Source organism: Shewanella profunda (assembly GCF_023283765.1).
Classification (GTDB): Bacteria; Pseudomonadota; Gammaproteobacteria; order Enterobacterales; family Shewanellaceae; genus Shewanella; species Shewanella profunda.
Map to the genome: position 1 here is coordinate 25514 of NZ_JAKILG010000027.1, position 19932 is coordinate 45445.

The 19932-nt window shown below is 46.4% G+C and carries 15 protein-coding genes and 1 tRNA gene; 8 read left to right on the forward strand and 8 right to left on the reverse strand.

Annotation, left to right across the window (positions count from 1 at the left end; translation table 11 throughout):
- The first annotated feature begins 12 nt into the window (after positions 1-12).
- On the forward strand, positions 13-624 hold the full coding sequence (plsY, locus tag L2744_RS13380; protein WP_248992372.1) for a glycerol-3-phosphate 1-O-acyltransferase PlsY: 612 nt from the start codon (positions 13-15) through the stop codon (positions 622-624).
- A gap of 81 nt (positions 625-705) precedes the next feature.
- Here the strand turns inward: plsY and tsaD are convergent, their stop codons facing one another.
- A complete protein-coding gene (gene tsaD / locus L2744_RS13385) occupies positions 706-1722 on the reverse strand; it encodes a tRNA (adenosine(37)-N6)-threonylcarbamoyltransferase complex transferase subunit TsaD (protein WP_248992373.1) in 1017 nt (338 codons plus the stop codon).
- A 218-nt stretch (positions 1723-1940) separates the two neighbouring features.
- Between tsaD and rpsU the strand changes: the two genes are divergently transcribed.
- The 5 genes from rpsU (at position 1941) to L2744_RS13410 (ending at position 6750) form a co-directional block, all read left to right on the forward strand.
- A complete protein-coding gene (gene rpsU / locus L2744_RS13390) occupies positions 1941-2156 on the forward strand; it encodes a 30S ribosomal protein S21 (RefSeq protein ID WP_006080725.1) in 216 nt (71 codons plus the stop codon).
- Between the two features lie 6 nt (positions 2157-2162).
- Positions 2163-2606, forward strand: a complete 444-nt coding sequence (locus L2744_RS13395) for a GatB/YqeY domain-containing protein (RefSeq protein ID WP_248992374.1) — start codon at positions 2163-2165, stop codon at positions 2604-2606.
- Between the two features lie 83 nt (positions 2607-2689).
- Entirely contained in the window at positions 2690-4414 is a 1725-nt protein-coding gene (gene dnaG / locus L2744_RS13400) for a DNA primase (protein WP_248992375.1), read from the forward strand.
- Between the two features lie 139 nt (positions 4415-4553).
- Complete coding sequence (gene rpoD, locus L2744_RS13405) at positions 4554-6395, forward strand: RNA polymerase sigma factor RpoD (RefSeq protein ID WP_248992376.1); 1842 nt, start codon at positions 4554-4556, stop codon at positions 6393-6395.
- Between the two features lie 278 nt (positions 6396-6673).
- Positions 6674-6750: transfer RNA gene (locus L2744_RS13410), tRNA-Ile, on the forward strand.
- Between the two features lie 236 nt (positions 6751-6986).
- Here the strand turns inward: L2744_RS13410 and L2744_RS13415 are convergent.
- Positions 6987-9107 carry a methyl-accepting chemotaxis protein gene (locus L2744_RS13415; RefSeq protein ID WP_248992377.1) on the reverse strand — a complete coding sequence of 707 codons (2121 nt, stop codon included), beginning with the start codon at positions 9105-9107 and terminating at the stop codon, positions 6987-6989.
- A gap of 348 nt (positions 9108-9455) precedes the next feature.
- Between L2744_RS13415 and L2744_RS13420 the strand changes: the two genes are divergently transcribed.
- Positions 9456-11009, forward strand: coding sequence for a peptide MFS transporter (locus L2744_RS13420; protein WP_248992378.1), 1554 nt, complete (start codon positions 9456-9458; stop codon positions 11007-11009).
- 430 nt (positions 11010-11439) lie between these two features.
- Complete coding sequence (locus L2744_RS13425; RefSeq protein ID WP_248992379.1) at positions 11440-12447, forward strand: LLM class flavin-dependent oxidoreductase; 1008 nt, start codon at positions 11440-11442, stop codon at positions 12445-12447.
- Between the two features lie 178 nt (positions 12448-12625).
- Here L2744_RS13425 and gabT read toward each other — a convergent pair whose 3' ends face one another.
- From gabT to potA, 6 genes are all read right to left on the reverse strand, one after another.
- Complete coding sequence (gene gabT, locus L2744_RS13430) at positions 12626-13903, reverse strand: 4-aminobutyrate--2-oxoglutarate transaminase (protein ID WP_248992380.1); 1278 nt, start codon at positions 13901-13903, stop codon at positions 12626-12628.
- Positions 13904-13935: 32 nt separating this feature from the next.
- The gene (gabD, locus tag L2744_RS13435) at positions 13936-15384 is read right to left on the reverse strand and encodes an NADP-dependent succinate-semialdehyde dehydrogenase (RefSeq protein WP_248992381.1); all 1449 of its coding nucleotides are present in this window, start codon (positions 15382-15384) and stop codon (positions 13936-13938) included.
- Between the two features lie 50 nt (positions 15385-15434).
- The gene (locus L2744_RS13440; protein ID WP_248992382.1) at positions 15435-16721 is read right to left on the reverse strand and encodes an NAD(P)/FAD-dependent oxidoreductase; all 1287 of its coding nucleotides are present in this window, start codon (positions 16719-16721) and stop codon (positions 15435-15437) included.
- A gap of 252 nt (positions 16722-16973) precedes the next feature.
- Positions 16974-17789 carry an ABC transporter permease subunit gene (locus tag L2744_RS13445; RefSeq protein WP_248992383.1) on the reverse strand — a complete coding sequence of 272 codons (816 nt, stop codon included), beginning with the start codon at positions 17787-17789 and terminating at the stop codon, positions 16974-16976.
- A complete protein-coding gene (locus L2744_RS13450; protein WP_248992384.1) occupies positions 17786-18691 on the reverse strand; it encodes an ABC transporter permease subunit in 906 nt (301 codons plus the stop codon). Before L2744_RS13450 ends, L2744_RS13445 begins: the two co-directional genes overlap by 4 nt.
- Positions 18688-19824 (reverse strand): polyamine ABC transporter ATP-binding protein, encoded by a 1137-nt coding sequence (gene potA, locus L2744_RS13455; protein ID WP_248992385.1) that lies wholly within the window; start codon positions 19822-19824, stop codon positions 18688-18690. The genes L2744_RS13450 and potA overlap by 4 nt, the downstream gene beginning before the upstream one ends.
- Positions 19825-19932: the final 108 nt, after the last annotated feature.

Consider the following 19932-nt stretch of genomic DNA (forward strand, 5'->3'; position numbering starts at 1 on the left):
AAGGAAACCAATGTGAGTCAATTAACACTGACACTTTTGATGATTGTGTCCGCCTATTTGGCAGGTTCTGTCTCGAGTGCTGTGCTGGTATGTAGGATGAGAGGTCTACCAGACCCAAGATCCGAAGGTTCTGGGAACCCAGGAGCGACGAACGTGCTGCGTATCGGCGGTGCAAGTTCGGCTGCCATGGTGCTATTTTTCGATATGCTTAAAGGCGCGCTGCCCACGTATATTGCTTATTTAATGGGTATTGATGCCATCTCCCTTGGCCTTATCGCCATAGCGGCATGTCTTGGCCATATCTATCCCATCTTTTTTGGTTTTAAAGGCGGTAAAGGAGTCGCGACAGCCTTTGGGGCCATGGCGCCCATTGGCGATGACCTTGCCATCTGCCTTATGGCTTCGTGGGTGGTGTTATTGTTAATCAGTCGCTACTCATCCCTCGCCGCCATAATTACGGCCCTACTCGCCCCTCTTTATACTTGGTGGCTAGACGAACGATTTACCATTCCCGTGGCGATGTTATCCGCGCTTATTATTATCCGCCATAAAGAGAACATCCAGCGACTACTCAAAGGCGAAGAGTCAAAGGTATCGCGTAAAAAACGTCCTAAAAATCCTTAATCAAAATCGTAGACCTATAAAAGAAAAACTGCGCTCAAGGCGCAGTTTCTTTTTAGAAAATATGACGTTTCATCAAGGCGATTAGGTCAGCGGCGGTAAAGTATCTAGCGGCCATCTTGGTTGACCTTTTACCGCGAGATCTTCACGCTGTCCCGCCTTTAAACGCTGTAACCCCGCGTAAGCAATCATAGCGCCATTGTCGGTACAAAACTCTCCTCGGGGGTAATAAACTTTCCCACCGATTGAAGTCATCACTTCAGCTAGCGTTTCCCGTAAGCGAGTATTCGCACTCACTCCACCAGCGATCACCAAACGGTTATAACCCGTCTGCTTTAAGGCACGGCGACATTTAATCGCTAAAGTATCAACCACAGCTTCTTCAAAGGCGCGAGCAATATTGGCGCGAGTCTGCTCATCATCAGGTTCTGCGGCTATGGTATTGGCCGTAAATGTCTTTAGGCCGGAAAAACTAAAATCAAGACCGGGTCTATCCGTCATTGGACGCGGAAACTTATAGCCTGCAGGTAAGCCTTTGGCGGCAAGTTTTGCTAAGCGCGGGCCTCCCGGATAATCTAAGCCCATCAATTTAGCCGTTTTATCAAAAGCTTCACCCGCAGCATCATCCACAGACTCGCCCAAGACTTCATAAAGACCGATACCATCGACTTTAACCAGCATGGAATGACCACCTGAAACTAATAAAGCAACAAAGGGAAACTCAGGCGCATCCTCTTCGAGCATAGGGGCGAGAAGGTGTCCTTCCATATGGTGCACACCAATAGCTGGCTTATCCCAAGCAAAAGCGAGCGAGCGCCCAACGCAAGCTCCAACCAAGAGAGCACCAATTAAACCGGGGCCTTTAGTGTAGGCAATACCATCTAAATCGGCGATTCTAGTATTGGCATTTTTTAGGGCTTGGCGAATAAGCGGCACAATTTTACGTACATGGTCGCGGGAGGCTAACTCAGGTACTACTCCACCATAATCGGCATGCAACTTAACTTGGCTATATAAAGCATGGGATAGTAACCCAAGCTCATCGTCATAGACGGCAATGCCTGTCTCATCACAGGATGTCTCAATACCTAAAACCCGCATGGTGCCTCATCAAAAATAACCAAAGGGCGCTAATTCTACCTGCATGCTGACAATTACTCCAGTCGTAGACTTCTTATCTTATTCATCAGCCAGAAAGTTGAACTCAGTATTAGGGCTTTACAAGCCATGTAGTCTCGGTATAAAATTCCGCACCATTTTAAATAGACTTGGTTCGAGTGATTGAACCAGAACAACCTACACCTAAGGGGTGATGGCGTATGCCAATTATTAAAGTACGTGAAAACGAACCATTCGACGTAGCTCTGCGTCGTTTCAAGCGCTCTTGTGAAAAAGCTGGTATTTTAGCCGACGTGCGTGCTCGTGAATTCTACGAGAAGCCAACTACTGCACGTAAGCGCGCAAAAGCGGCTGCAGTTAAACGTTTAGCTAAAAAGCTTTCTCGCGAAAACGCACGTCGCGTACGTTTATACTAATCTCTTATGAGCCTAATTGATCAGCTAAAAGACCATATGAAACAAGCCATGATCGTCAAAGAGAAGGCGAGATTGGGAACTATTCGTATGGCGTTAGCCGCCATCAAACAGATTGAAGTGGACACCCGCGAATCTCTGACTGATGAACAGGTTATAGCGGTCTTAACCAAAATGGTGAAACAACGTCGCGATTCGATTGCTCAATTTGAAGCAGCTGGACGTAACGAGTTGGCCGAAGCGGAAGCAGCAGAGATTCAAGTTATTGAAACTTTCCTGCCAACTCCCCTCTCAGAGGCGGAAGTCGCAGCGTTCATCGATGCAGCTATTGTTGAAATAGGTGCATCCACCATGGCGGATATGGGCAAAGTAATGGGAGCATTAAAACCTAAAGTTCAAGGACGTGCAGACATGGGCGCTATCGGCGCTATGATCCGTGCAAAATTGCAATAATTAGCGTTTCAATGTATGAACAAGCCGTGCCTATGCGCGGCTTGTTTGTTTAAATTCGCTTTAGGCGAGATTTTAAGCACTTAATGGCAATACCTCGTGATTTTATCAATGAGCTGATCGCTCGCACCGACATCGTCGAGCTAATCGATCGTAAGGTGCCCTTGAAAAAGGCGGGTAAGAACTACTCGGCCTGTTGTCCTTTTCATAGCGAAAAATCACCTTCGTTTACCGTTAGCCGTGACAAACAGTTCTATCATTGCTTTGGCTGCGGTGCCCACGGCAATGCCATCGATTTTGTAATGGAATATGATCGACTCGATTTTATTGATGCCATCGAAGATCTGGCCGGACAACTTGGATTAGAAGTTCCAAGAGAACAAGGTACCGGCAAACGCCATGATGATGGTTTAAGTCGCGACTTATACCAACTAATGGAAGAAGCGAGTCGTTACTTTCAAACCCAACTTAGACAACACCAAGATAAACAAAAAGTTATCGATTACCTCGCCTATCGCGGCTTATCCGATGATGTAGTAGAGCATTTTGGTATTGGTTTTGCACCAGACGGTTGGGATGGCTTACTGAGCCGCTACCGTCAGAACCAAGATGCGCAGGATAAACTGCTGACCGCTGGCATGCTCATCAGCAACGACAGTGGCAAACGTTACGACAGATTCCGTGACCGACTGATGTTTCCTATCCGCGATCGACGCGGACGAGTCATTGGTTTTGGTGGCAGAGTTTTAGGTGATGGCACACCCAAATACTTGAATTCGCCAGAAACGCCCATATTTCATAAGGGTAATGAGCTCTATGGTTTATACGAGCTAAAGCAGCGCCATCGCGATCCTGACAAGGTTTTGATCGTCGAAGGTTATATGGATGTGGTCGCACTCGCGCAATTTGGTATCGATTATGCGGTCGCTTCACTGGGCACTTCAACCACAGCAGAGCAATTTCAGCTATTACTACGTAGCGCTAAGGAAGTGGTCTGTTGTTATGATGGTGATAGAGCGGGCACTGAGGCCGCTTGGCGCGCCTTAGAAACAGCATTGCCATTATTAAAGCCGGGCGATCAAGTGCGATTTATGTTCCTGCCTCAGGCCGAAGATCCTGATTCTATGGTGCGTAAGATTGGTAAAGAAGCATTTGAAACCTTAATGGGCAGTGCAATAGCACTACCCGAGTTTCTATTTGATACCTTAGCGACTAAATACGGTACCGATAAAGGCAATTTAGCGAAACAAGCCTTTATTTTGATTGAAAAGATTCAAGATACTGTGCTGCAAAACCTACTACTTGAGAACTTAGCTCACAAGCTTGGTATGAACAGCTCAGAAGATATGAAGAAAAAGCTAGGTTTTAGTGTCAAACAAACTAAAACAATGGCGAAACAAGGATTAAAAGGACGTGGTACACCATTGCGACTCGCCATCGCACTGCTAGTACAACATCCTCAGCTGGGACTGGGTTTACCCCCACAACCCGCACTTAACCACCTGCAGATGCCAGGCATTGATTTGCTGCCACTGCTGTTGGATTTAACTCGAGAGCAAAGGTTAAACAGCGCACAACTACTTGAACAATTCAGAGATAATCCCCACAGTGGGACGCTCCATAAATTGGCCCAATGGGACCATCAAGTGGCGGATGAAAACCTGCTCGAAAAGTTTAAACAAACCCTAGTTTGGTTGAACAATCAATATATTGAGCAACGATACCAGGAATTGAGTCTCAAACAGGCTCATACAAAAGAAGAAAAGATACAGCTACAGAAGCTGATCTCAGTCATGAAAGGATTAAACTGAGGCAAAAATGTCCTCATTCGCTATCCCAGTGACTAGCACAGACATGTGCACACGGCTATAATTGACGATTTGCGCGGCACTTAAGCTTATTAAGCTAACTGTCCGTCGTTGTAACAGTTTCCCAACTTGGATGATATCTATGGATCATACTCCGCAGTCGCAACTCAAGCTGTTGCTTGCCAAAGGTAAAGAGCAAGGTTACTTAACCTATGCAGAAGTGAACGATCACTTACCTGCAGACATGGTCGATTCTGACCAGATCGAAGATATTATCCAGATGATAAATGACATGGGTATCCGGGTATTTGAAGAAGCCCCCGATGCCGATGACATGATGATGTCGGAAGACAACACAGACGAAGATGCCGCAGAAGAAGCCGCAGCAGCCCTAGCCACAGTAGAAAGTGAGCTTGGCCGCACAACCGACCCTGTACGTATGTATATGCGTGAAATGGGAACGGTTGAGCTACTTACCCGTGAAGGCGAAATTGTTATCGCCAAACGCATCGAAGAAGGCATCAATACAGTTCAAAGCTCTGTCGCCGAATACCCACAAGCGATCGCCATGATCCTTGAACAATTCGACCAATTCGAAGCCGATGAACTGCGCCTGTCTGATATTATCTCTGGATTTGTCAACCCGGATGAAGACGACGTAGCACCAACTGCGACGCATATCGGCTCTGAATTATCTGAAGAAGAGCTGGATGATGAAGACGATGAAGATGAAGAAGATGAAGACGCGGATGAAGAAGATGATGCCAACAAAGGCCCAGATCCTGAAGAAGCCCGCGAACGCTTTAGTCAACTAAGAGCCGCTTATGAAAGCGCACTGAAAATCATCGACGCTAAAGGCCGTGAGCATCCTGAGTCGGTCAAAGCGCTGTTTGAAATCGGCGAAATCTTCAAAGAATTCCGTTTAGTCCCTAAACAATTTGACCGTTTAGTGAAAAGCATGCGTTCTATGATGGACCGCGTGCGCGTGCAAGAACGTCTGGCGATGAAGCTTTGTGTTGAGCAAGCTAAAATGCCGAAGAAAAACTTTGTTAAGTTTTTCACTGGTAATGAAACCAACCTCGATTGGTTCCATACAGAAAAAGCCTCGAATAAACCTTACGCCGAAGGCCTAAGAATGGTTGAGGAAGATGTACTGCGTTGCCGTACCAAGCTTGCCGCTGTTGAAGAAGAAACTGGCTTAGCTATTTCAGCAATCAAAGATATCAACCGTCGCATGTCAATCGGTGAAGCTAAAGCCCGCCGTGCGAAAAAAGAAATGGTTGAGGCCAACTTACGTCTGGTAATTTCTATCGCGAAGAAATATACCAACCGCGGTTTACAATTCTTAGATCTCATCCAAGAAGGTAACATCGGTCTGATGAAAGCCGTGGATAAGTTCGAATACCGCCGTGGCTACAAATTTTCGACCTATGCAACTTGGTGGATCCGTCAGGCGATTACCCGTTCTATCGCCGACCAAGCGCGTACGATCCGTATTCCAGTACATATGATCGAAACGATCAACAAGCTGAACCGTATTTCTCGTCAAATGCTTCAGGAAATGGGCCGTGAGCCATCACCTGAAGAACTGGCAGAACGTATGATGATGCCTGAAGATAAGATCCGCAAAGTGCTGAAAATCGCTAAAGAACCTATCTCCATGGAAACCCCTATCGGTGATGATGAAGATTCGCATTTAGGTGATTTTATCGAGGATACCACCCTCGAGTTGCCGCTTGATAGCGCCACCAGCGAAAGTTTGAAGAGTGCAACCCATGAAGTGCTCGCAGGCTTAACAGCCCGTGAAGCCAAAGTATTACGTATGCGTTTTGGTATCGATATGAATACTGACCACACACTTGAAGAAGTGGGTAAACAGTTCGACGTAACCCGTGAACGTATTCGTCAGATTGAAGCTAAAGCACTGCGTAAACTGCGCCACCCTTCACGCTCTGAGATCTTGAAATCTTTCTTAGATGAGTAATCAAGCTACCTGACAAACAAGCCCTGCCCCCGTGCAGGGCTTTTTATTACATAAGCATTAACATTCGTTATAGCTCGATTCTAAACAAACCGTTAAATAGTTAAAGTCATGCCGGACAGGTGATTTAAGGCCTGATTTAACCTTTATAGTCAACTGAGTTGATTAACAGATAACCAATTGAATCAATTGCGTGAATTTCGCTCTAAAACACGGGTGACAAGCGCAAGTAAGCTTAGTATACTTCCACCCGCTTTAGGTAATGACGATTACCTTAAGTCGGCCCCTTAGCTCAGTTGGTTAGAGCACACGACTCATAATCGTTAGGTCCACGGTTCAAGTCCGTGAGGGGCCACCAATTATTTAACGAAAAAGCCCATTGATTAAATGGGCTTTTTTGTATCTAAAATGTCTAATATCTTTTTTGAATCGCTCCAGAGAATGACTTCTTCACTCATCGATTTCTGTAACTGGAATATCTATTCTGCGCTATCACATTATTCTGTTATTCATTCTGCAATAAAAATAGGCACTTCGATTACAATCCAAGCACCTATTAGATCTAAAATCCATTACTTCAATACTCAGTGCCGATTAAGTTTTTAACTTACCTAACTGTTCATGTTGTTGTTTCACTAAGTCAGCTAAGACCACACTGCTTTGCTGTGCTTCACCGGCAAGGCGGGCAAGCTCAGATGCCGAATCGGAAATCCCTGTGATATTGCGGTTCACTTCTTCCGTTACTGCGCTTTGTTCTTCAGCGGCCGCGGCAATATGGGTGATCTGCCCTGATATTTCCTCAATTTGGCTAACCATTGAGTTTAACGAAACAAGCGCCTGTTCAGTTTGTACTACCGCCATTTGCGCACGTTCAGCACCTTTATCTATGATACCCGATGCACTATGCACTTCTTTTTGCAGTGCATCGATCAGCACACTAATATCATCGGTCGAGCTTTGAGTCTTAGATGCTAATGCCCTAACCTCATCGGCAACGACAGCAAAGCCTCGGCCCTGTTCTCCCGCCCTTGCCGCCTCAATCGCTGCGTTTAAGGCGAGTAAATTAGTTTGTGCCGCGATAGAGCTAATCACCTCAAGGATACGGCTGATATTAGTGCTGCTTTCAGCCACTTTACTCACGGCCATTTTGGCTTGTATGGATTCCTGCGACATAGTCGCCACATAATCCATCGCCTTAGTTAAGCTTTCTTCACTGCGGCGGATATTACGTGACATAGCCTCGGTTTCAGATGCGGTTTGCTCGGAAGCTTTAGCGACTTCGAGCGCCGTTGCACTCATTTCGTTAACGGCTGTCACCACACTCTCAATTTCACCATACTGGCGATGAACGCTATCGCGGGTCAGTTGGGCAATTTGAGCCGATGATAGGCTCTCTTGTTGGGTACGACTAGCAAGTACTTTTAGCTCCGCAATAAGATTTTTTAACTTATAGATAAAGGAATTAAATCCTTTACCTAATGCAATAAGCTCTGCGTGCGCATCCACCTCAATTGATTGAGTCAGATCACCTTCGGCACTGGCCAAATGTTCAACACGACCTTGGATCATTTTGAGTGGAGAGATAATGCTACGAATGACAAGGCTGATTGTGATGACTGACACGACAGAAACCACGAGTCCCACAATTAACAGCAAGCTGCCAAGAGAAGCTGCCATTTCATTCATATTTTTGTCGAGTTCAATTGAGCTTTTAAGAGCCTGAACTTTAGGGACTTGAATAACAAGTGACCATTCCGCATTTGCTAGCGGAATTTTAATAGGATAAGCAACGATGATTTCATCTTGATTCATCATGTACTTAGCATTCTTATGGAGCGAGATAATTTGGGCGGCAAGTTGAGGATCGATTGACTCAGATAAAGGTCGAGCCTTCTTACTGTAATGACTCGCGGCAACGACTAAACCGCGATTACTGAGTAAAGTTACTTTTGCTTGCCCGTCGTAAAGGCTCTTAGACAAAGTGTCAATCAAGGACTGGAATACGGGTAGATTGACATCGACGCCAACCACCCCGATAAACTGTTTATATTTAAGTACTGGAACGGTCAGTGATGTCATTAACACATTGTTACCAGGAGTAATTTCGTATAAATATGGCTCCATCAAACACGGTTTTAAGGTTTCTTTAGCACAGAGATACCACTCGGCATCACGGAGCCCAAACTCGTTCACAGTAGTGAGATATTTCGCTGATGAGTCATCAACTTGCTGGTGAACAACGCTACCATCATCGTTGCGAGTATAATAAATTTCTAGCACGCCCGATGAAGCAACGCTGTGACTGGCTTGAACATTTAAAAACTCACTATCGAGCCCATCATAGCCGTTGGGTTCAAATTGAGCGTACATGGAGGATGTTTGCGCATTTTTCTTCAGCACGGCAGCAACAGAAAGTTCTAAGCGATCACGCTTTAACGGTAACTCTTCTGCGGTACTTTCAAGCATTCCCGTAAAAGAATATGGGATCCGATAAGACTCATTAATAAAACCCGCTACCATTTCACCATATTCACCCGCACGAGCCTCAAGCTTATCGCGGGTTTCATTCTGGAGATAATTCTGCACTTGGTCAGATAATTGAGAATTTTGCTCTGATAAGGTCCACCAGAGACTCAAGGACAAGATAGAGACTATTGATAAGAACAACGCTGAAGTGATCCACAACAACTTAGTACTAATGGATAAATGCTTCATCTAGCTAAACTCCCAAGGGAACGACAATAGGGCAATTATTTCGATCTAATTTATTTTTATATTGATTAACTTCCCATAAAAATAGCACCCACCATAGGTATTACCAGCACTTAAGATAAATATTAGTTGATAATAAGTAAAACTTTAGTGTGATGACAAAAAAATAATACCGCAATGGCTAACAACTTCGCTCAAATCAGCCCATCTATTGATTAATCTTAACTTAAAGTGTACGAACTGATTTGTAACAAAGTCTGTTTTTGCCAGTCTCTGCCATTGGTTTGCTTTGGTTATCGCCTTATACTTTTGAGCTCAAATATTAAAATAACAATGTTGGAAGCAAGCGATATGACTATTGGGACAGCTCCGGTAAGTAAAACGCATTCATTTATGACTGTGTCTCTTATCGAATTATGGGAACGCTTTGGTTATTACGGCATGCAAGCGCTTATCGTGTACTTTATGGTGCAGCGTCTTGGCTTTGATGACTCTCGGGCAAATTTAGTCTGGAGTGCCTGTGCGGCGCTTATCTATGTATCACCAGCGATCGGCGGTTGGGTTGGAGATAAAATCCTTGGTACTAAGCGCACTATGCTGCTCGGTGCAGGTATTCTATCCCTTGGTTATGCACTAATGACTGTTCCCACCGAAAACACTTGGTTTATGTTTTCAGCGCTTGGTGTGATTGTGGTCGGTAACGGCCTGTTCAAACCGAATGCGGGTAACTTAGTCCGAAAAATCTACGAAGGTGACGATTCTAAAATTGACAGTGCATTTACCATTTATTACATGGCGGTCAACGTAGGCTCTACCTTCTCCATGCTGTTAACCCCATGGATTAAAGATTACGTTAATGCTCAATATGGCAATGAATATGGCTGGCACGCAGCCTTTGCGGTGTGCTGCGTCGGCTTGCTGGTCGGTTTAGGCAACTATGCGCTAATGCGCAAGAGTTTAGCCCATTATGGTTCTGAGCCTGATACTCGCCCTGTAAACAAGAAGAGTCTCGCGCTGGTATTAGTGCTATCGGCATTATCTGTTGTCGCCTCGGCCATTATCCTTGAATATGAAGCGGTTGCGCGCATATTTGTGTATGCCGCAGGTATTGCAGTATTGGCTATTTTCTTCCACTTGATCCGCACTAGCGAGCCCAGCGAACGAGCAGGATTGATTGCTGCGCTTATTTTGACAGTGCAAACCGTGTTCTTTTTTATTTTCTATCAGCAAATGTCAACGTCACTGGCGCTATTTGCCCTGCGTAACGTGGATTGGGATTTCCAAGTCTTTGGTACTCATTTGTGGACTTGGTCACCCGCCCAGTTCCAAGCATTAAATCCATTATGGATTATGGTATTAAGTCCTGTACTCGCTTGGAGTTATTCATGGGCGGGGCGAAATAATAAAGATTTCTCTATCGCAGCTAAGTTCGCGCTCGGTTTTGCAGTCGTGGCTATCGGTTTCTTTATCTATGGCTTTGCGGGCCAATTTGCCGTCAATGGTAAAACCTCTTCATGGATCATGATCTGGGGCTATGCATCTTACTCTTTAGGTGAATTGCTGGTCAGTGGTCTTGGCCTTGCGATGATTGCCCGCTACGTACCTGCGCGCATGGGTGGCTTTATGATGGGCGCCTATTTTGTAGCATCAGGTATTTCCCAGTATCTGGGTGGCGTAGTGGCTAACTTCGCCAGTGTGCCAAAGGATTTAGTCGATCCACTGCAAACCTTACCCGTGTATACCAGCCTATTTAACAAGCTGGGCATAGCCGCTGTGGTCTGTACTTTTATCGCGCTTGCGGTATTACCTCTGATGCGCCGCCTGACTGAAACGCACCATTCACATAGCAGTATTGGTGATGACAGTGCCGCGGCATCGCTACGTGATGTAAAAGCCGAGCAGTAATGCTCAACTTAACAATCTCTATTGCATAAAATCAACTGCCGATAAGCCATGCTATCGGCAGTTTTTTATCACTTCACTCATCTGCGTTTATACCCTTATGTTGCAACTCATAACCAAATGAGCTTTAGCAAAAGTCACACAATCCCACTGCTACTGGTTTAGCGCTGGGTTGCTGACAATACGTTCGTCAGTTCTACATTCTCCATCCTCGAACCACAATGACTTTACAACATCGAATAGTGGTCAAGCTTGATAAACGACTCCCTTAACCCCATATCAGAGTAGATTAATTAAACATCTATTTATGCGCGTTATTTGATAAGACTTATTCACTCGCAATGAGCCCAGCGCCGCCATCACACTATGATCAAAATAGATTTATGATCAAAACAGATTTATGAGCAACAGACTGCAGTCACTTGGAGACACTATGTCACAACAGACATCAATATTGGCCGACATTCCCTTCTCGCTATTGGAACTCGCGCCCATGCGCCAAGGCTCAACCGTGGGTGAAACGCTACACAACAGTTTGCAGTATGCCAAGGAAGCCGATCGACTCGGCTTTAATCGTTTCTGGTTTGCCGAACACCACAATATGCCAGGTATCGCCAGCGCCGCGACCTCGGTATTAATTGGCTATATAGCGGGTAATACCGAGCGTATTCGCGTCGGCGCGGGTGGAATTATGCTGCCGAATCACGCGCCGCTAGTGGTCGCAGAACAATTCGGCACCCTTGAAAGCCTCTATCCCGGTCGAATCGATTTAGGTCTGGGACGCGCGCCGGGCAGCGATCAAATCACCAGCCGAGCACTGAACCGTGATACCAGTCGCGCCGAACAATTCCCTGAAGAAATCAGTGAATTACAAACTCTACTTGGCCCTTACAATGGTCGCCATGCGGTGCGAGCCATTCCCGGAGAAGGCACCAATGTGCCTATTTGGCTGTTAGGCTCAAGCCTCTTTAGCGCACAGTTAGCGGCGCAGCGCGGTTTGCCCTATGTGTTTGCAGGCCACTTTGCACCACGTTTTCTCTACGATGCAATTGAAATCTATCGTCGCGACTTTAAGCCTTCTCAAGTGCTTGATAAACCCTATGTTATGTTAGGTTTGCCACTAGTTGCAGCAGACAGCGATGAAGAGGCCCAATATTTGGGTACGACCTCGAAACAGCGCGTGTTAGCGCTTATCCGTGGTCACGAGTTATGGTTAAAGCCACCGGTTGAAACTATGGATGGCTTGTGGAGTGCGCAAGAAGAAACCTATGTCGATAATTTCTTAGGTTTATCTGTCACTGGCGGTCCAACGACTATTAAGCATCGCTTGGAAATGATCACCAAAGAACTCGGCGTGAATGAGTTTATCTTCACCAACGACTTATACGATCTCGATAAACGCCAAAGAGCACTGCAGATCCTAATGGATATTAAAAAGTAGTGATTCATTAGACGTCACAGGTACTGAAAGTCATTGGCAGTAGCATAACTGCCAGTAAAAAATGGCTGGTAAAACAACTGCTAGTAAAATAATCGTCACTCCCATAAAAAATCCCGCGGAAGCGGGATTTTTATTATGTATAACTTTCATCTAAAACAAATTTCAAATCAAAACCGCATTAACTTTTCAATACCGCATCGAAACTGGCTTTAAGAATACCAAGCCCTGCATCAATTTGTGCGTCCGGCGCGGTTAATGGCACCAAAATACGCAGCACATTACCGTAAGTGCCGCAGGACAATAAAATCAATCCACGGTCACGGGCATCACTCAACACTTTTGCACAAGCGTTTGGCGCGGGTTTGCCCTCTTCCATCAGTTCGATGGCGATCATGGCACCTAAACCGCGCACGTCGGCGATTTGCGGATGCTCTACCTGCATCACATTCAGTGCAGACTTAATGCGTGCACCTATGGCATTGGCTCTTTCTAAAAGCTTTTCTTCTTCAAACACTTCGATAACGGCGAGCGCAGCGGCGCAGGCTAACGGACTGCCGCCATAGGTGCCACCTAAGCCTCCGGGGCCAATTGCATCCATCACCTCGGCGCGACCAGTAATGCCAGAAAGTGGGAAACCGCCCGCAATGGATTTAGCAAAGGTCGTGATATCCGCAGCAACACCCATTTGCTCCATGGCGAAGAAAGTACCAGTACGGCCCGCGCCCGTTTGCACTTCATCGGCAATCAACATAATGCCTTCGCGGTCGCACAGTGCCCGCAAACGCTGCATAAAGGCGGGCGATGCGGCGTAGAAACCGCCCTCGCCCTGCACAGGTTCTAAAATAATGGCGGCAATATCACTCGGCTCGGCATCATTTTTAAAGATACGTTCGATGGAAGCCATAGCATCGTCATCGGACACGCCGTGCATCTCGCAGGGGAACTCGGCACGGAACACATTAGCCGACATCAGCCCCATGCCCTTACTGTAAGGTGCAACTTTTCCTGTCAGTGCCAAGGCCGCGATAGTGCGACCATGGTAACCCGAGGTAAAGGCAATCACGCCAGCACGTTTAGTGTAGGCGCGAGCCACTTTAACCGCGTTTTCAACCGCTTCTGAGCCGCTGGTGAATAATGCTGTCTTCTTAGCAAAATCCCCTGGCACTAAGTGATTAAGTTTTTCACACACTTGGATATAGCTCTCGTAACCGAGCACCATAAAACAGGTATGGGAGAAATTATCCAGCTGCGCCGCAACCGCCGCCTTGACCTTAGGGTGAAGATGACCAGTATTGAGCACGGCAATGCCGCCCGCAAAATCAATAAACTCACGGCCTTCAACATCCCACACGGTCGCATTTTCAGCGCGCGCAGTAAAAATAGGGTGTATTTGCCCGACACCACCCGCAACCGCGGCTTGGCGACGTACCATCAATGAATCATTGGTTGTTGTCATTTAGTCTTCCTCACACGCCAAATCGGACCGTATTAAACGGACATACAGATGTATTTGATTTCTAGATATTCTTCGATACCGAACTTAGAGCCTTCGCGGCCAAGCCCTGAGGATTTCATCCCACCAAAGGGCGCGACTTCGGTCGAAATCAAGCCAGTGTTGACCCCTACCATACCGTACTCCAAGGCTTCGGCGACTTTCCACACCAGTGAAATATCGCGGCCATAGAAATAGGCGGCGAGGCCAAATTCAGTATCGTTGGCTTGTTTAATCACATCGTCGACATCGCTAAATTTAAACAGCGGTGCGAGTGGACCGAAGGTCTCTTCGCGGGCAACACGCATACTTTTATCGACATTGGTGAGCACGGTTGGCTCGAAGAAATTACCGCCAAGGTCGTGGACTTTGCCACCCGCGAGCACTGAGGCGCCCTTCGCAATGGCATCAATCAGGTGACTCTGCACTTTTTCGACCGCAGCAGCATTGATCAGCGGACCAGTGGTGACGCCCTCATTAATGCCCTCTCCAACCTTAAGCTTGCCCACAGCAGTGCTGAGTTTTAAGGCGAACTCGTCGTATACCCCGTCTTGCACATAAATGCGGTTAGCGCAGACACAGGTTTGGCCGGCATTACGGTACTTAGCTATCATGGCACCTTCGACGGCGGCATCGATATTGGCATCGTTAAACACGATAAATGGTGCATTGCCGCCAAGCTCTAACGACAGTTTTTTTAAGGTAGGCGCACATTGCGCCATTAATTTAATACCGATATTGGTTGAGCCCGTGAAGGATAATTTACGCACTATGGGATTAGCACACATTTCATTACCAATCTGCACCGCATCACCCGTTAACACACTAAATACGCCCGCAGGAATACCGGCACGCTTAGCGAGTTCAGCCATCGCTAATGCGGTAAATGGTGTTTGGTGTGCCGGTTTTACCACCATAGTGCAACCCGCAGCTAACGCGGGAGCGGCTTTGCGGGTGATCATCGCGGCAGGAAAGTTCCACGGCGTTATCGCGGCGGTTACACCGACAGGCTGCTTAATTACCATCAAGCGCTTATCCGCTTGATGCCCAGGAATGGTATCGCCATAAATACGTTTAGCTTCTTCGGCAAACCACTCGATAAACGAGGCAGCATAGGTTACTTCACCCTTGGCTTCAGCCAGCGGTTTACCCTGCTCAGTCGTCATGAGCAATGCTAAGTCATCACTGTTTTCATTGAGTAATTCAAACCAACGCCTTAACTTAGCGCCGCGCTCTTTGGCTGTGAGCGCTCGCCATGCAGGTAAAGCCGCTTCTGCCGCCTTAATCGCCATCTCAGTTTCAACTTGTCCCATATTAGGAACGTAACCAATCACGGCATTGGTTGCGGGATTAACCACTTTTAGCGTGTCACCAGAAACGGCATCACACCATTGACCATTAATAAAAGACTGTTGACGTAGCAAACTCGGATCATTTAATTGCACAAGGATTTCCTCGTATTGTGAAGCTACCTAGCTTCTTAAAAGTGATGATGTTAGAGACCTAGTTTGTCTCTTAACGTGTAATACCAAGCTCCGATAGCACTAAAAGGGACGCGAAGTGCGTGACCACCGGGGAAAGGATAATGTGGCAGTGACGCAAAGGCGTCGAAGCGCGTGGCTTGGCCGTTGAGCATTTCGGCCAGTAGCTTGCCCGCCAGATGGGTATAAGTCACACCATGGCCACTACAACCCTGTGAATAATAGATATTTTTACCGATACGACCGACCTGTGGCAGGCGCGATAACGTCAGTAGGAAGTTACCTGTCCATGCATAATCGATCTTCACATCCTTTAATTGTGGGAAGGTTTTGAGCATATTGGGAATAATGATCGACTTAATATCCGCCGGATCGCGGGCGCCATACACCACACCACCGCCGTAAATCATTCGCTTGTCACCAGACAAACGGAAATAGTCGAGCAGATAATTACAGTCTTCGACGCAGTAATCCTGTGGTAATAGACTCGCGGCGAGATCTTCACTCAAGGGCTCAGTGGTGATCACTTGCGTGCCGCAGGGCATAGATTTCGCCTGCAGCTCCGGCATTAACTTACCTAAATAGGCGTTACCCGCCACCACCACAAACTTGGCTTTCACACTGCCCTGCGCCGTATGCACAACTGGGCTATCACCCTCATCGACACGCAGCACGGCCGAATCTTCAAAAATCTTACCGCCGAGGGATTCAACCGCCCGCGCTTCGCCTAGGGCTAAATTAAGCGGATGAATATGGCCGCCGCTTTTATCCAGTAGTCCACCAACATAGCGCTCAGAATTTACCACACCGCGAATGCCGTTGGCATCGAGGAGTTCGAGCTGATTTACATGGCCGTGGCTTTCCCACAGTTGCTTTTGATGGCGCAAATGGCCCATTTGCTTTTCGTTTATCGCAGCGAACACGCCGCCATCTTTTAGATCGCATTGAATATTATATTTAGCGATACGATCGCGGATGATTTGACCGCCCTCAAAGGCCATTTGGCCAAAGAGTTTACCTTGTTCTTTACCGACTGTTTTTTCAATAATATCAATGTCACGACTATAACTATTGACGATTTGTCCGCCATTACGGCCCGAGGCACCCCAGCCGATACGAGCGGCTTCTAATACCACCACACTAAAGCCAGATTCTAATAAATGCAGCGCGGCAGAAAGGCCCGTATAACCTGCACCAATCACACAAACATCGGCTTCAATCGATTCCTGTAGACGCGGACGTTCAACCTTATCGTTGGCCGATGCCGCATAATATGATCCCGCGTGAGCTATGGCAGACATGTTGTTCCCTTGAATTCTAATGTTCATTATTTTAAACAGCCATCACATCCTACACCTTCATAAAACGAAACACTAGCCAGAGAAATGCAATAATTTACATTTCGTTTGATATATCAAACACACAAGTATTTTGCTACTCGAACTTCAAATTTAGAGATTGTGCAGGGAGGTGTAAGCCTAGAAGAATATCTTGAATCATATCGAGCAACACAGCAGCGGTTCTGTGACCCAAACCGCTGCTATTTGAGAGAGCTAATTCATCGGTGCACGATCACGCTTTTCAGCCCGTCTTGCCATATACCAGGATAGGAAGGCAATTAAAGACACACAAAGGATAATCAGCGTTGCTAAGGCATTGATCTTAGGTGATACCCCTAAACGTACCGAGGAGAACACCACCATAGGCAAGGTAGTAGCACCTGGGCCTGAGGCAAAGCTTGCGATCACTAAGTCATCTAAGGATAAACTGAAAGACAACAACCAACCCGCCATTAGTGCAGGTGAAATCATAGGTACGGTGATAAGAAAAAAAGTCTTGAGCGGTGTTGCGCCTAAGTCCATCGCCGCCTCTTCAATTGACATATCTAGCTCACGTAATCTTGATGACACCACCACAGCCACGTAGGCGGCGCAAAAGGTGGAGTGTGCAATCCACACCGTCACCATGCCGCGCTCCCTAGGCCAGCCCAATAAATCTGCCATATGCACAAACAGTAAAAGCAAAGACAAACCTGTAATCACCTCAGGCATAACCAACGGCGCGGTGATCATGTTCGACAGGGTCAGCTTTGCCCATGAACGCTTAAAGCGCGTCATCACAAATGCCGCCATAGTGCCAATAATCACCGCCATGGTTGAGCTATAAAACGCAATTCGTAGACTGGTCCATACTGCATCTAAAATCTGTTGATCTTGAAATAATTCACCATACCATTTAGGGGAAAATCCCCCCCAAACCGTCACTAACTTAGAGTCGTTGAATGAATAAATTACAAGGATCAGCATAGGTGCGTACAAAAAAATCAGTCCGAACCACAGCATCACAGAAGAAAAACTTAGCTTTTTCATAGGTCTTTCTCCAAGCTACGCGCCTGGTAGCGATGGAATAAGGTAATAGGAATAATCAAGAGTGCCAACATCACAATCGCCAGTGATGAAGCCACAGGCCAATCACGGTTATTAAAGAATTCTTGCCATAACACTTTACCTATCATTAATGAATCCGGACCACCGAGTAACTCTGGGATCACAAACTCACCAACAGCGGGAATAAACACCAGCATTGACCCAGCAATCACACCACTTTTCGATAGTGGGAAAGTGATTTTCCAAAAGGTATTTATCCGGCTAGAACCTAGGTCGGACGCGGCCTCAATTAAACTCATATCCAGTTTCACTAGGGTGGCGTATAACGGCAGGATCATAAAGGGTAAGTAGGCGTAGATAATGCCAATATAGACTGCAATATTGGTATTTAAAATTTGTAATGGCTCAGAAATGACACCTAACCATATAAGCGCATTATTAATAATTCCAGTATTGCTGAGTAGTCCCATCCAAGCATAAACGCGGATTAAGAACGAGGTCCATGATGGCAACATGACCAATAACAGTAGTACTGTCTGCAAACGCGCAGGCGCGCGGGCGATGGCATAGGCCATTGGATAACCAATAATCAAGCAGCCTAAGGTAGAAATAAATGCCATTTTCAATGAGCTGAGATACGCGGAGTAATACAGCGAATCATCAAGCAACATCAAATAGTTACCTAGATGTAAAAAAATACTTAAGACATCATCGACATACTGAAATGTCGGCTCATAGGGCGGAATTGCAATCGCGGCTGTCGAAAAACTGATCTTGAGCACAATCGCAAAAGGTAAGGCAAAAAATAACAGCAACCATGCATAGGGTAATCCTATGGTCCAGATACGTCCGTTAGGCCATTTAAATCTAGAGAGTAAGTTCATGATCTCAACACCACGCCACTGGTGTCCTCCCAACTGATGAACACTTCGTCATCCCAAGTGGCATGATCGGCACGGCGTTCACGGTTAGTCATACTGCATTGAACGATTTGACCATTCTCTAAGCGTATGTAATACACTGAAATACCACCTAAATAAGCAATATCATGCACAACACCCTTCGCCCAGTTATATTCTCCTTCAGGTTGTTCACGGCTAATGATGGTCTTTTCAGGGCGCACCGCTAACCATACATGCTTGTCTTCAACGTTAGTCGTAACCCCATAACCCACATAAAAAGATTGAGCTAGTTCATTGGGTTTAATGATTAAGTGGTCAACTTCATCCACTTCAATTTCACCACCAAACAAATTCACTGAACCAATAAACTCGGCAATCATACGACTGTTAGGGCTTTCGTAAATGTCCATTGGCGAGCCAGTTTGAGCAATCCAGCCATCACTCATAATCGAAATACGGCCAGCCATAGTCATGGCTTCTTCCTGATCATGGGTCACCATTACACAGGTCACTCCAACACGTTCAAGGATTTCAACCACTTCAAGCTGCATTTGGGTTCGTAGTTTTTTGTCCAATGCGCCCATAGGTTCATCGAGCAACAATAGCTTAGGGCGTTTTGCCAAAGATCGAGCCAGTGCTACACGTTGTTGCTGACCACCGGACAACTGGTGAGGCTTACGCTTACCGTATTGTTCCATGTGCACAAGTTTGAGCATATCTTGCACCCGCTGCTCAATCTCGGCTTTAGGTAACTTGTCTTGCTTCAAGCCGAAGGCAATATTTTGCGCCACCGTCATATGCGGAAACAAAGCATAGGATTGGAACATCATATTAATAGGGCGCTCGTAGGGTGGTAAGTCGGTGATATCTTCACCATCAAGATAAATGCGACCCGAAGTCGGCTTTTCAAAACCCGCAAGCATACGCAGTAAAGTCGATTTTCCCGACCCAGAACCACCAAGTAAGGCAAAAATTTCACCTTTATTGATCGTCAACGACACATCATCAACTGCACGTACATCGTCGAATAATTTACTGACCCGATCAATCTTGAGCAGTACATGTTCTTGCGTCTTTGTTGTGGGTTTATTGGTGACGCCCGAGGTGATTGCCATAGTACTTCTCCACCCAAATACCGATACGCCTCGCGTTCAAGCCTTGGGATTTACGCAATAAATGAATGATAGAGGCAAAATCTGTTTGCCCATCCAAGCCCAGTTTTG